Origin of the sequence: Streptomyces sp. STR69 (assembly GCF_024519455.1) — a bacterium.
Lineage (GTDB): Bacteria > Actinomycetota > Actinomycetes > Streptomycetales > Streptomycetaceae > Streptomyces.
Window position 1 is genome coordinate 335,477 of sequence record NZ_JALJRY010000007.1, and the last position, 12,063, is coordinate 347,539.

Here is a 12,063-nt window from a genome sequence, read left to right on the forward strand (position 1 = left end):
AGTCGCTGGCCCCGGGTGGCGGTCGCAGCGCTGGGGGTGCGCTGTCAGGTCGACCGCCCGTCAAGTGGCCTCTGTGGGCTGGCAGTTGGGCTTGTGGTCGCCGATGGGGTTGGCCTTCATGAAGTCGCGGACCTTGTCCCGGCCGGCGACCCGCTTGTGAGTGCCGCAGGCGGTGCACAGGAAGTCCGCGATGGGGGTCTGTCCCCAGTCGGTGCGACGGACTTGGACGCCGCCGAGCCAGCCGCTCATCGGATGCCTCGTGCCAGGTCGGCGCGTTCGGCTGCGGTGTGGCCGCCGTAGATGCCGTAGCGGGAGGTGTCCTCCGTGCGCATCGCCTCGTCCAGACACTGCCGGCGGACGGGGCAACGGGCGCACAGGTTCTTGATCTCGCGCACCCGGATCTTGCTCTCGGTGAAGAACTCCTCGACGTCGTAGCCCTGGCAGGCGGCGGCCTTGGCCCAGTCCAAGGCCGTGTCGAAGGCGGGGTATCGGCCGCTCATGCCGCTGCCCGCTGCTGCTGCCGCCGGTACGCCGTGTACATCGCGTACCGCTGCCCGGCTGACTTTCCGCCACGGACGCCGAACCTGTTGCTCTTCGCCCGGCCGCCCTCTTCGCGGAGCGCGCTGATGAGGCAGGGTCGCGCCACCGGGCATCCGGCGCAGATCTCCTTGGCGTAGTTGATGCCGCGGATGTCGCCGGGGCCGGGGAAGAAGGTGTCGTCGTCGACCTCGCGGCAGATGGCGAACTTCCGCCAGTCGGTGGTGGGTTCGGTGGATTGGCTCACGACAGCACCGCCTTCACGCGCTCGCCGAGCCAGCGGGCAGCGTTCACACTGACGGCGTTGCCGATGCCGAGGATCTGATCCTCTTGGGTGCTGTCCGGGAGGATGTAGTCCGTCGGGAACCGCTGCGCGCTCGCCAGTTCGCGCGGGCTGAGCATCCGCAGAGTGCAGTCGTCGACCTCCGGAGCGGGCCGCACGAGGCTGTGGTGCGGCTTGCACGCCACCGTGGTGAGCGGCTCCGCCGTCGTACGGACGGCGCCCTTGCGACCATTGGGAACGATCAGGGCGTGATGACGTCCCTGTGCGGATACCGCGGGGACGGGACCCGTCGTGGCCACAGCTGTGGTGTTGCGGCGCAGCATCGCGACATGCGGATCATGCCCGTGCTTCGCCAGGCCAGCCGCGACCCGTTCGCGCGTGGAGGCGGCGTACGGGGTGAACTTCTTCCGGTCCGGGCGCCCGTCGCCGATCCGAGTGCCGGGCATCGACCAGTCGATGACATCGCCGATGGGCCGTACGGCCGGGTCGAGGATGAGATACCCGCACTGCCGGTTCGGGCAGCGGTAGTCGTACTGCACGCCCCAGCTGCCCATCTTGCGGCGACGCGGGTTGCGCCACACCTGCCGTGCCTCAACGGGCCCACACTCGGGGCAGAAAGCCCGTGGACGGACCTCAAGGTCGGGCAGCGGGATGCCTTCGCGGGTGAAGACGACATAGCCGCGGTTGCGGTGCTGTGGGGCGGCTTCGTTGTCGTCGTCGCCGAGGTGCGCACTAGAGGCACACACGATCTGGTGGTTGTAGCCGAGGATCTTGAAGCCGCCGAGCCACCAGTCGAAGAGTTCCCAGTCCGTGAAGAACTCGATGACGTTCTCGCACAGCACCGCGTCGTACCGGTGGACTTCGGCCGCGGCGATGATGTCCAGCGCCGTGGCCCTGGTCCGCTCGAATCCGGGCTGGATCGGGTTGCCGTGCTCGTCGACCCGGACTTCCTTGCCGTCCGCTCCCAGGATGTACGTCTGCCCGTACGTCCTCTTCCGTCCGCCAGCCGGGGAGATCTCGGTGCAGATCGGAGACGCCCACAGGACACGCGTCTTGGGCAGGCTGCGCTTGTCGAAGGCATGGATGTCCTCGCACAGGTGCTCCACGCCCGGGTGGTTCGCCTCGTGCGCGTTGACCTGGACGCGGTTGTGGTTCATCACTAGGCGGGCGCGCATGCCGGCCTCGACGAGGCCCCGGGTGGATCCACCGAGTCCGCAGAACAGGTCGGTGAAGTCGATGTCCCAGTCGTGTTGGAAAGTCCAGCTCATCGGGTGGTCACCGCCTGTCGGTCCTCGGCGCGCCAGCGGTTGATCGTGCGCTGCGCGACCTGGAGCCGGTCGGCGATCTCCGCCGCGCTATACCCGCGTCCGGTGAGGTGCCAGCAGGCGAGCCGTGCTTCCGCGCGGGAGAGCACGGGCAGCGGGTGGACGTTGAGGACGACGCACTGCACTGCGCTCTCGTCGATCCCCGGGTGTCGGGGGCGCTGGACACGGGGCGTGTAGCGGATGGGGCGCGGCCCGGATGCGGGTCGGGTGGGTGTCGGGCGGCCGGGTCGACGGCGGGGCAGGGTGCGGGACTTGGGCAGTCGCTCGATGTGGCGGGCGGCTCCGCGGTAGTGCTTGGCCTGGCCGGGGTCGGTTTCGAGGTCGGCGGCGGTGCGGAGGAGGGCGGCGAAGTGGAGGGCGCGGCCGGGCTTGAGGCGGATGGTGATCTCGATCATCGAGCCACCGCCGGAGGCCACTTCGCCTTCGCGAGACGGTCCTTCTGGGCCTTCGGGAGTTCGAACTCGGCGTAACCGAGCCAGTCGAGGCCAGCCCAGCGGAGCCAGGCCGCGTCGCACTGGTTGTCGTCGGCGAACTCCCGCCCTGCCCGCTTGTACGCGGCCATGGCCATCGGGACCTTGTCGCCGGAGCCCTTCCCGGTCGCGTACGCCTTGAGAGTGGCGGCGGTGACGAGGACGTACGGGACGCCGGCCTCGATGAGGACCGAGCGGACGACGCCGTGCACCATGCTGATCGGCTTGGCGGCGAACGAGTTCTGAGGGATGTCCTCGATGACGGCCAGCGACGGGCGCACGTCGGAGCCCATCGGCCCGGCCCCGGTGCCGACAGCCCACTGAATGGCCTCGGCGATGTGAAGCAGGCGCCGGTCGCCGTCGCTCTGCTTGGTCTTGATGGTGGCGGTGGTGCCGTCGGCGTAGGCGATGCCGGTCGCGGTGAGCGACAGGTCGAGACCGATGACGGCGGGCCGGGGCCCGGCCGCCGTGGTGGCGGCCGGAACCTCGGTGCTGAACAGAGAGGGGGTGCTCACTTCGCTCCCTCCGCAGACGCGTCTACGGCGAGCGGGTCGGGGCTCGGGTTGCGGCACTCCAGGCAGATGAACTGCCGCGTAACCAGCGTCCGGACGTGCAGCGTGACGATGCCCTGACTGGCACACAGAGCAGCGGTCCGGTCGAGGGCCTCCACCGGCCGCAGCAACAGCGGACGAGCGGGCCTACGGTGCTGACCGGACGGCTCCGGCCGCACGTACCAACGGCCAGCGAGGGCAGCGAGGATGAGCGCGCTCACGAGCGACGCGGCACCGACGGTGATCTGGTCGTTCATGCCGCACCTCCGCAGGTGCAGCGCAGGACGGCGGCCTGGAGGATGTCGAGCTGCTTCTGGAGACCGCGGGCACGCTCGTGATCGCGAGCAGCCAGAGCCGCGAGCGACGTCAGCCCGCCGGTCCGACCGCCCTCGATCAACGGCTTGCCCTCGACCGCGGCGGCGAGCTGCTCCTTGTCGGCGTCGGCCTGGACGAAGTGCTCGGCGCTCGTCTTGGCCGCGGCCTGGAAGGCGTCGCGCTCCTCGCGGGCGGTGTCGCGCTCCTTCATCAGGCGCGCGGCCTCGGCCCGAAGGCCGGCCATGTCCCGCTCGTAGCGGGCTCGGGAGATCAGCATCACAACCATCCCTCCTGCTCGGTTGCGCGGGCGAGGGTGTCCGCGACGTCGTAGTCGTCCTTGAGGTCGATCCCGGCCTGCTCCAGCCCGGAGGCGAGCTCGCCGAGCCCGTAGTCATCACCGCGGTTGTTCGCGACGACGAGGCGGGCGACGGTCGAGCGGAACGTGGCGTAGTCGTCCTCGATGGCAAGGAGCCGCTTCGCCAGCGACAGCGCGCCGGCCACGGCCCGGGTGATCGCGGCCGGGTCGCTGCGGTGGAGGTCGGCGTACTTGGCGGCGTGCACTGCGCGGACGACTGCGTCCGGGTCGGCCGCCACGTTGAAGCCCAGCGCGTTCTGCACGGCGGTGCGCTGCTCGCCGGTCATGGGGTTCACGAACCCTCACCCGCCCGGGGCGCGGGGACCAGCGGCCACGATCCGTCGATGACCTTCTTGGGGTCGCCGCCCTGCTCGGCCGTGGCCTTGGTGCGGAACCACTGCTGCAACCCGGCCTGTTGCTCCGCACGCCACGTCCGCTGAGCCGCGAACAGCTGCTGCGGGCCGTAGGTGTTGAGGTGCGGGTATCGGTTGAACTGCGCCTCCGCAATGAGGAGTGCGGCGAGCGCGTCGGCCTCGGCGGTGTGCCAGTCGGCCAGTTCGACGCCGTATCGCTCGGCGGTCGGCTTCAGCTTCCGCATGCCGGTGCCCTTGACGTACTTGTCGACCTGCTTGTCGATGACGTGCGGGTCGACGAGCGGCAGTGCGCGGAGGCCAGGCAGGCGGTCGACCATGGACGGCAGGCCGTTCCGCTCCAGCTCGCGGACGAGGATCGTCCAGTCGAAGGACAGGTTGAAGGCGACGAGGGGCATCCCGTACCGCAGCGCGGCGGCGATGGTCTCGGCGATGTCCTCCAGCGCTTCCTTCGGGTCGGCGCCCTCGGCCGCCATCTCGTCCGTGACCCCGTGGACTTCGGTGGCCTCGGCCGGGATCGGGACGCCGGGGTTGATCAGCCAGGACATGACCCTGTCGTCCCGGCCGCCGCCGCGTACGACGATGGCGGCGGTGACGATGCGGTCTTCGAGCGGGTTGGGGCCGGTCGTCTCGGTGTCGAAGGAGCCCTTGCGGATCTCGGCGAAGGTGGTCATCGGACCTCACCGGCCTTCACCGCGGCGAGGAAGGTCTCCAGCTGGCCGACGCTCCCGGAGGACGGGTGCAGCCCGCCGTGGCGCTCGGCGAACGCGCCCTCCACTTGCTCCGTCGTCAGGCGGAACTGACCTGCGGCGGCGATGATCTGGAACCACACGTCCTGTGCGGCAGCCGGGTCGACGATCTCGGCGTCTACTACCTCGTCGGCTGGGTGCTGGCCCTCGACGTACTGCAACTCCGTGTCCTGAGCGAGATCGTCGATCGGCTGCTCTTGCTTCGTGCCCTGACTCGACGGCGTCGTCGTCGGCTTGGTCAACCCGATCGCCTTGAGCTGCTCCTGGTACTCGACAGGCGCGCCGGCGTTCTTGGCTGCCTGGAACACGGCCAGCGCCTCGGCCTGGGTGCCAGCCGCCTTCGCCTCAGCGAGGTAGTCGCGGTCGGGGCCCGCCGCCTTGGTCGGGCCGGACTCGATCGCCGCTCGTTCCGGGCCCTTCGCCACCTCAGTCTTGCCACCGATCACCTCGCCCGCCATCAGCGCGGCCGGAGTGATCTCCACGTCCAGCGTCGGCACCTTGAAGCGGGCCAACTGCCCCTTGACGATCGCCGACTTCTCTTCCATCCCGAGCCAGCCAGCGACGTACCCGCCGGCCTGCGCCAGCAGCTCGGCGGCCGGGGGCAGGGTCACCGCGGCGTGGTAGCCCTTGGAGATGAGCAGCCATTGGCCCAGCGCCGGAACGTTGCGCAGCATCACGTTGACGCGGGTGGTCATGGCGCAGTCGCGGTTCTCGGGGTCGCACATGCACGGCCGGTCGGACTTGTGCTCGGTGACGCCGTCGCAGCGCCGCTGGCACTTCGACCCGGCGTACAGCTCGTACCACTGCGAGACCGCGTCCCGCGGCGGGATGAGCACCGGGAGCCGGTTGACCGTCGAGTACACCTCGAACTCGCTGGGGCCGCCGTTCGCGGGCGTCCAGGGCTTGACCTCGCCGCCGTACAGCTCGGCAACGCTGGTGAGGATCTCGCGCGAGGCGGAGGTGAAGCGGAACTTGTCGAGCTTGGCGGGGCGCGTCTTGCCGTTGGAGGTGGCGACGACGTGCCCGAGGCGGATCTCGCCGAGCTGACGCATCCGCATCTGGAGGTCGAGGATGGGCATCAGGCGGCCCTCTCTTCGGTGATCGTGGGAAGGGTGAGGGCGGGACGGATGACCGTCTTCGACAGCCCGGACGTCCACTCCGAGTTGCGCTTCACGGTCAGGAAGGCCTCGAACACCGCGTCGTCCGCGACCGCGGGGATCAGCCGGTAGCCCTCCGGCCGCAGGTGCAGCACCACACCGGTCGGGAACGTGGCGGGCATCGGCACCTGCGTGCCGTCCCGCAGCCACGCGACCTTCGCCTTGCGGTACGCGGCCATCTGCAACGAGGCCTCGGGGTAGACGCCCTTGACGTCCAGCTCACCGCCGGTCTTGGTGTCGCCGCAGAACACGGAGTCCATAGGCACGGCGGTGCCGAGGTACGCGGCGAGTGCGGCGGCGATCAGCGGCGAGCGGAGCAGGTAGTCGAGGGTGCCGGCGTAGCCCTGCTCCTCGTTGCCCACGACCATCTCGGAGGCCTCGAACTCGACCTGCCACTCGGCGACGAAACGGAGGAAGTGGTCGAGGAAGGGGGCCAACTCCTCGTCGTCGAGGAGTTCTTCGGGGATCGGCGTGCCGAGGACCTTTGCTTCGATCAGCTTGTGGACGGCGGAGCCGACGTCCTTGCGCTCGTCCTTCTTGCGGGTGTGGGCGCGGCGGAGCCAGTCGTAGGCCTCGGTGCGCTGGTCCGGGAAGAGGCTGGAGCGGACGAGGTACGGGAGGTTCGCCATCGCGGTCTCGGCGGTGATGTTTCCGGCCCAGTAGGTGAGGGCGTCGCCCTTGGAGCAGCCCTGTTCGAGGATGGTGGTGACGCGGCGGAGCTTGAGGTCGGTGCCTTTGACGCGGTACCAGCCTTGGGAGGGCTTGGGGATGCGGTCGGTGCCGGTGGGTGCGGGGGCGGCGGCCTTGCGGCGGCGGCCGGCGGCCGGGCTGGTGCGCCCGGCCTGCGCGGTGGTCGTCATGAGGTGGCGCCCTTCGAAGAAGCGAGCGTGTAGTAGCGGGAGTTGGGGCGGTTGTGGAGGCGCAGCACGCCCTGCCGGGCGCGGCGCGAGAGGAAGGCGCGCGCGTCCGCGCGGTGCAGGCCCTCGCCGTACCGGGCGATGTAGAGGCGCTGGACACGCTTCGTGTCCCAATCGCCCCGCCACGTGCGGATAGCCGTGTCGAGGACGCGGTCCCAGTCGGCCGGCCACTTTGGGCCGGGCCGTGCGGCCGGGGCCGGAGCCCCGACCTGCTCAGCGGTCGTCATGCGGAGTCACCTCCGCACGTGCAGTCCTCGAAGGGGAGGCGGCAGACGGGGCAGCGTGCCTTGTCGGGGGTGGCGTCGGCCGCGGGGCGGCTGCTCTTCCCCTCGGCCTCGTCGCGCTCGAACTCGGCGAGCAGCTTGCGGACGTTGGATAGGTCTCCGTGCTCGGCGACGACCCGCATCGTGGCCACCAGGCCGCGCAGCATGGCCAACTCGCCGTCGTACGCCTGCCCGTCCTCGGCAAGCACCTCGGCGCGGTAGGCGTCGAGCTTCTGCCTCAGGTCGGCGAGGGTTCCGAGGGGCTCGGTGTCGGCCCGCCCGTACTCGTCGATCAGGTCGTTGCGGGCGGTCATCGGTGGCCTCGCATCCAGCGACCGGCCAGCGTCGGCGCGTCCGCGAGGAGGAACAGGTGGAACACCGACCAGACGGCGGCCACCCACAGGAACCAGGCGAGGGCGCTCACGACGCACCACCCGACTTGGGCTGAGGCACCGTGGAGTCGAGGCGGTACAGCTCCCTGAACCGGGACAGCGGCAGCGCGCTGTGCGACGTGCACGGATCACCGCGCCAGTCCTTGCCGGAGATGTCGAACGACACTGCGGGCTCGTCGGCGGTGTCGTACTGCCAGACCTTGACGACCTTCACGCGCTTGTCGGGCTCACCCACGCGCCAGTACGTCTCGCCTTCGGCGACGGGGCGCAGGGACTCGGCCGTGCCGGTCAGCGCGTATGCGATCGGGTCCTCGTCGGCCGGATGATCTGACACCGCGAACCGTGCCCGCAGTTGCTCCAGTTCGGCGGCCGTCTCCGGCGTTATCAGGAGGCCCGCCGAGTCCAACGCCAGCGCGATGCCCGCGGCCGTCCGGCCCTGCGTGAGGGCGGCGTTGATGACGCCCGCCGCCGAGTTGATCGCCTTCGTGTTCACGCGGCGACCTGCTCAGCAGCCTCGCGCTCGGCCCTCTCCTCAGCCGTGAACCGCCTGAAGGCGCACACGTGGACCAACACCCCGTCGATGTGGATGTTCGCGTCCCCGTGGAACCCGTTGGTGTGGTCGCTCTCCCTGATGACCAACTCGCCACCGAGGGCCGTCGCCCACACTCGGGCGTCGTCGAACGTGCTGAGCTGGAGGTCCAACTCGGCCGTGTCGGCGGACGGACGGGGTCGAACGCTGATCAGATGCGGCAGGTACGGGTAGGTCGCGGCCAGGCGCAACGCCACCTGACTGATCTGGGAGGCGTGCGTCTCCATCGAACGCACGGCCTCTGTAATCTGTGTGCCCATCGGGGCCTCTCTTCTTGTGGTTGTAGGGGCGCCGGTCGTTGGGTCGCCGAGCCGGACAAGCGGGCGGCCCTTCGGCGCGTGATGGGGGCGCTTACGCCTTTGCGGGGCGCACACCGATGCGCTCCGGCGGACGGTGTTCGACCGTCGTGCCGCGATGCGACGGGCGGTCTTTGGCCATCTGCTTGGCCTCGAACGCCTCGACCTCGGCCAGCGGGAACAGCACAGGCGACGTACGGCCGTTGCCGCGCTTGAACCCCTTCGGGGCTCGGCCGCGGTGACGGGCAATGCGGATGGCCTGCGGTGTGGTCTGCCACCGAACGGCGAGCTGCCGAATGGTGAGGTGAGGGGCTTCCTCAGCCGGAGGGCTGGTCATGGGGGGCCTCGGTTTCTACGTCTGCGATCTCGGCGATCACGGCCCGGGCGCGGCGTCGCCTGTGGAGTCCTTCGGCGATGAGCCGCAACACGTTCGGGCTTGGGTTGACCAGGTCTCTTTCGACCCGGGACAAGTACGAGGCGGAGATTCCGATGCTGCTGGCGAACTCCGTCAGGCCACAGCCCGACTCCTCGCGCTTGCGCCGGATCCGTTGTCCGCTCGCTTGCACAGGTGAAACAGTATGAAACAAGCGGCAGGAGTGCAAGCCCTCGACGTGAAACAAAGTGAAAGAAGATGAATCAGCAGGTCAGGGCCGGTTCTCATCTGTCCGCCCGGCGCGCCGGGTTGGTAGTTTGTTTCCTGTTGTTGCCTCTCATTCCCTGTGGAGACCGAGCGGAGACTGGTATGACCCCCGACCCCAAGCGGTGGGCTGTGCTCGGCAAGGCCATCTCCGACGACCGCGAGCGACAGGGCCTCACCCAGAAGCAACTGGTGGCCCTGGTCCTCGCCCGCGGGGGCAAGGTCACCGAGCGCACGATCATCAACCTCGAAGGCGGCGAGCCGCCCCGGACCCGGGCGAAGCCCCTCAAGCTGGAGATCGTCGTCGCAGCCCTCGGCTGGGAGGCGGGCTGGACCGACCGCATCCTGGCCGGCGAAGACCCTGCCTTCGTGTTGCGACGGGACACTCCTCAAGGGCGGGGTGTCGAGGGTGCCTCACCGCGTACCGACCTATCCGAACTCCTCATGGCTGCCTACGAGTTCAGCAGGACGGCCGCCCAGCTTGGAGCACCGGCCGAGTTGCGCGATGAGTTCGACGTGCGGGCCCAGGAGCTGTACAGGTCGGTGCCCGCCGGCGTGCGGGGCGGGTCTGGTCTCGGGCTCGCGGCATACCGTCCGCACGCGGCAGGCGCCGGGGTGCCGGCCGACGACGCGGCGCGGATCCGTGAGGCCCTGGGCGGGGAGTCCTGAGTCGTACAACCCTGCGAGCTCGGTAGGGGTCTACATCACTGCCGGGTCGTCATGTCTACAAAGCGTCACGGTTGTTCGCTGCTGCCCGAATTCGGGTGCGTGTGAAGGCAGTTGGAAGATTTCTTACCGTTTCCTTCCCTTGCCTGCTGTTGCCGGTGTAGACATGGAAACCGGCGCGCTTCCCACCGTCCGAAGATCGACCCTGGGGGGCGCATGCCATCACATCCGCAGCTCGTCGAAGCCGGACTGCGCTACGCGCCCGCCGATCTCCTCGATCAACTCGGAATCCCCATCGTCCGGACCTGGCTCCGGGACACCTGGGGCGCGTGGTCCCGCGAGCGCCGCACGATCGTGATCGCCTCTGGCCTCAGCCCTGTACAGGAACGTTGCGTGCTGGCGCACGAGCTGGAGCACGTGTGGGCGGATGACGGCGACTGCGCCGACCAGATCCTGACAATCCCTCAGGAACGCCGCGCCGATCTCGAAGCAGCCAGGAAGCTGATTGCTATCTCGGACCTCGCCGACGTCGCCCAATGGGCACCCGACATCCACTGCGCCGCTCACGAACTGCGCGTGACGGAACGTCTGCTAGAGGTCCGCCTCAACGACCTGCGAGGGGAGGGTTGGCCGTGGCGACGTCAGGGTGGATCGAGGATCGCTGGCTGAAGAAGCGCAAGGACCCGGTCACCGGCAAGCGCGAGCGCACCGATCTGTGGGGCTCCAAGACGAAGCGGTACAGGGTGTGCGGCATCCCGGGAGTCAAGAAGCGGAGCTTCGAGACGCTGGAGGAGGCCAAGGAGTGGAAGAGCTCGGCGATCGTCGCGGTCAAGAAGCACGAGTTCCTCGACGACCGCGAGGGCGAGATCATCCTCGGCGACTACATCAGAGACGAGTGGTGGCCCAAGCGCGACGACCCGGTCAACACGGCCGGCCCGATGAAGTCCAAGGTCTTCTCCCACATCGTCGGCAGCCAGCTCGGCCGCACGCCCATGAACCTCATCGACGAGGACGCCCTCATCGACTGGAAGCGCGAGCTCAAGAGCCGAGGCCTCGCGCCCGCCACGATCGAGGTGATCTGGAACCACCTGTCCAGCATCTTCAAGGCCGCCGTCGGCCGACGCATCGCAAAGAACCCGTGCAAGAGCGTGGACAAGGGGGTACGGCCTACCGTCAGCAAAGGGACGAAAGCCCGCGCCTGGACCAGGTCCGAGGCCCACGCGATCCGGACAGCCATGCCGGACCGGTACCAAGCCGTCGCAGACCTCGGCATGTTCAGCGGCCAGCGGCAGGCCGAGTGCTTCGGATTCAGCCCCGAGGACATCGACCGCGAACTCCTCGTGCTGCACGTGCGCCGCCAGCTGCTGTGGGAGAACGGCACGAAGCCCTTCTTCAAGCTGCCCAAGGGCGACAAGGAACGGCAGGTTCCCCTCTCGCCCACGCTGCTGAAGCTGCTCGACGCTCACGGCAAGCGGTTCCCGCCAGTGAAGACGACGTTGCGCTGGCTGGGCCCAGGCAACGACGGGCGAGACGAACTCACGGTGCCCCTGCTGGTCACGACCTGGCACAAGAATCGGCTCAACCCGAACACCTTCAACGACCGCGCGATGAAGCCGGCGCTCGCGGCGGCCGGGCTGATCGCTGAGCGCGACAAGGAGAAAGCAGGGAACCGGGGGCAGCGGTGGGGCTGGGAGGCCTCGCGCGAGATGATGCACCACCGCTGGCGTCATACCTACGCGAGCGTGCAGCTCGGCGCGGGCGAGGATGTGATCTCGGTGTCGTACTGGATGGGGCACGCGTCGCCGGACATCACGCTGAAGATCTACGCGCACTTCATGCCCGACCATGGGCAGCGCGGGCGTACGGCGATCGACAGGTGGCTGGAGCCAGAGCTGAAGCAGGGTGGCGCCGCGCCCGCGCCGCGGCTGCGCGCGGTCATCTCCGAAGGGGACGGATCGGAGGGGGTCGCGTGAGGACCGGCCGGAACCCCCTCACAACTCCCTTGACCTGATTCAGAGTTGCCGGAGGCCGCTTCCCGATCATGGGGGAGCGGCCTTCAGCGTTCTCCAGAGTTCTGTAGCCGAGGGATTGTTCGTGCAGGTCAGCCGTAGGTGTAGAACCCCGAGCCGGACTTACGGCCGAGGCGGCCCGCGTCGACCATGCGCTGGAGCAGCGGGGGAGCGGCGTACA

22 protein-coding genes are annotated in these 12,063 nt (G+C 69.1%); 3 read left to right on the top strand and 19 right to left on the bottom strand.

Going from position 1 to position 12,063, the window contains the following annotated elements; genetic code table 11:
- Positions 1-60: 60 nt before the first annotated feature.
- The 18 genes from OC490_RS15860 to OC490_RS49555 all read right to left on the bottom strand — a co-directional run bounded on the left by OC490_RS15860 (position 61) and on the right by OC490_RS49555 (position 9,136).
- A complete protein-coding gene (locus OC490_RS15860) occupies positions 61-249 on the bottom strand; it encodes a transcription factor WhiB (RefSeq protein WP_262058561.1) in 189 nt (62 codons plus the stop codon).
- Positions 246-500 carry a WhiB family transcriptional regulator gene (locus OC490_RS15865; protein WP_262058562.1) on the bottom strand — a complete coding sequence of 85 codons (255 nt, stop codon included), beginning with the start codon at positions 498-500 and terminating at the stop codon, positions 246-248. The genes OC490_RS15860 and OC490_RS15865 overlap by 4 nt, the downstream gene beginning before the upstream one ends.
- Entirely contained in the window at positions 497-784 is a 288-nt protein-coding gene (locus OC490_RS15870) for a WhiB family transcriptional regulator (RefSeq protein ID WP_262058563.1), read from the bottom strand. The genes OC490_RS15865 and OC490_RS15870 overlap by 4 nt, the downstream gene beginning before the upstream one ends.
- Positions 781-2,088, bottom strand: a complete 1,308-nt coding sequence (locus OC490_RS15875; RefSeq protein WP_262058564.1) for a DNA cytosine methyltransferase — start codon at positions 2,086-2,088, stop codon at positions 781-783. Before OC490_RS15875 ends, OC490_RS15870 begins: the two co-directional genes overlap by 4 nt.
- On the bottom strand, positions 2,085-2,540 hold the full coding sequence (locus OC490_RS15880; protein ID WP_262058565.1) for a hypothetical protein: 456 nt from the start codon (positions 2,538-2,540) through the stop codon (positions 2,085-2,087). Before OC490_RS15880 ends, OC490_RS15875 begins: the two co-directional genes overlap by 4 nt.
- A complete protein-coding gene (locus OC490_RS15885; protein WP_262058566.1) occupies positions 2,537-3,130 on the bottom strand; it encodes a Holliday junction endonuclease in 594 nt (197 codons plus the stop codon). The genes OC490_RS15880 and OC490_RS15885 overlap by 4 nt, the downstream gene beginning before the upstream one ends.
- On the bottom strand, positions 3,127-3,423 hold the full coding sequence (locus OC490_RS15890; protein ID WP_262058567.1) for a hypothetical protein: 297 nt from the start codon (positions 3,421-3,423) through the stop codon (positions 3,127-3,129). The genes OC490_RS15885 and OC490_RS15890 overlap by 4 nt, the downstream gene beginning before the upstream one ends.
- On the bottom strand, positions 3,420-3,758 hold the full coding sequence (locus tag OC490_RS15895) for a hypothetical protein (RefSeq protein WP_262058568.1): 339 nt from the start codon (positions 3,756-3,758) through the stop codon (positions 3,420-3,422). Before OC490_RS15895 ends, OC490_RS15890 begins: the two co-directional genes overlap by 4 nt.
- On the bottom strand, positions 3,758-4,132 hold the full coding sequence (locus OC490_RS15900) for a hypothetical protein (RefSeq protein ID WP_262058569.1): 375 nt from the start codon (positions 4,130-4,132) through the stop codon (positions 3,758-3,760). The genes OC490_RS15895 and OC490_RS15900 overlap by 1 nt, the downstream gene beginning before the upstream one ends.
- Positions 4,129-4,881 (bottom strand): exonuclease domain-containing protein, encoded by a 753-nt coding sequence (locus tag OC490_RS15905; RefSeq protein WP_262058570.1) that lies wholly within the window; start codon positions 4,879-4,881, stop codon positions 4,129-4,131. Before OC490_RS15905 ends, OC490_RS15900 begins: the two co-directional genes overlap by 4 nt.
- Entirely contained in the window at positions 4,878-6,035 is a 1,158-nt protein-coding gene (locus OC490_RS15910) for a hypothetical protein (RefSeq protein WP_262058571.1), read from the bottom strand. Before OC490_RS15910 ends, OC490_RS15905 begins: the two co-directional genes overlap by 4 nt.
- Positions 6,035-6,973, bottom strand: a complete 939-nt coding sequence (locus tag OC490_RS15915; protein ID WP_262058572.1) for a hypothetical protein — start codon at positions 6,971-6,973, stop codon at positions 6,035-6,037. The genes OC490_RS15910 and OC490_RS15915 overlap by 1 nt, the downstream gene beginning before the upstream one ends.
- Positions 6,970-7,257 (bottom strand): hypothetical protein, encoded by a 288-nt coding sequence (locus OC490_RS15920; RefSeq protein WP_262058573.1) that lies wholly within the window; start codon positions 7,255-7,257, stop codon positions 6,970-6,972. The genes OC490_RS15915 and OC490_RS15920 overlap by 4 nt, the downstream gene beginning before the upstream one ends.
- Complete coding sequence (locus OC490_RS15925; RefSeq protein WP_262058574.1) at positions 7,254-7,607, bottom strand: hypothetical protein; 354 nt, start codon at positions 7,605-7,607, stop codon at positions 7,254-7,256. Before OC490_RS15925 ends, OC490_RS15920 begins: the two co-directional genes overlap by 4 nt.
- A 106-nt stretch (positions 7,608-7,713) precedes the next feature.
- Entirely contained in the window at positions 7,714-8,178 is a 465-nt protein-coding gene (locus OC490_RS15930; RefSeq protein ID WP_262058575.1) for a hypothetical protein, read from the bottom strand.
- Positions 8,175-8,534 (bottom strand): hypothetical protein, encoded by a 360-nt coding sequence (locus tag OC490_RS15935; RefSeq protein ID WP_262058576.1) that lies wholly within the window; start codon positions 8,532-8,534, stop codon positions 8,175-8,177. Before OC490_RS15935 ends, OC490_RS15930 begins: the two co-directional genes overlap by 4 nt.
- Positions 8,535-8,625: 91 nt before the next feature.
- The gene (locus OC490_RS15940; protein WP_262058577.1) at positions 8,626-8,907 is read right to left on the bottom strand and encodes a DNA-binding protein; all 282 of its coding nucleotides are present in this window, start codon (positions 8,905-8,907) and stop codon (positions 8,626-8,628) included.
- Positions 8,888-9,136 (bottom strand): helix-turn-helix domain-containing protein, encoded by a 249-nt coding sequence (locus tag OC490_RS49555; protein WP_410098627.1) that lies wholly within the window; start codon positions 9,134-9,136, stop codon positions 8,888-8,890. Before OC490_RS49555 ends, OC490_RS15940 begins: the two co-directional genes overlap by 20 nt.
- A 176-nt stretch (positions 9,137-9,312) precedes the next feature.
- Here OC490_RS49555 and OC490_RS15945 point away from each other — a divergent pair, with 176 nt between their 5' ends.
- The 3 genes from OC490_RS15945 to OC490_RS15955 all read left to right on the top strand — a co-directional run bounded on the left by OC490_RS15945 (position 9,313) and on the right by OC490_RS15955 (position 11,846).
- Complete coding sequence (locus OC490_RS15945; RefSeq protein ID WP_262058578.1) at positions 9,313-9,876, top strand: hypothetical protein; 564 nt, start codon at positions 9,313-9,315, stop codon at positions 9,874-9,876.
- Between the two features lie 213 nt (positions 9,877-10,089).
- Positions 10,090-10,542 carry an ImmA/IrrE family metallo-endopeptidase gene (locus OC490_RS15950; RefSeq protein ID WP_262058579.1) on the top strand — a complete coding sequence of 151 codons (453 nt, stop codon included), beginning with the start codon at positions 10,090-10,092 and terminating at the stop codon, positions 10,540-10,542.
- The gene (locus OC490_RS15955; RefSeq protein WP_262058580.1) at positions 10,506-11,846 is read left to right on the top strand and encodes a tyrosine-type recombinase/integrase; all 1,341 of its coding nucleotides are present in this window, start codon (positions 10,506-10,508) and stop codon (positions 11,844-11,846) included. Before OC490_RS15950 ends, OC490_RS15955 begins: the two co-directional genes overlap by 37 nt.
- 128 nt (positions 11,847-11,974) lie before the next feature.
- On the opposite strand, the gene OC490_RS15960 is transcribed toward OC490_RS15955, so the two are convergent.
- Positions 11,975-12,063, bottom strand: an 89-nt coding sequence (locus OC490_RS15960) for a 3-hydroxyacyl-CoA dehydrogenase family protein (protein WP_262058646.1), incomplete at its 5' end; no start/stop codon positions are given.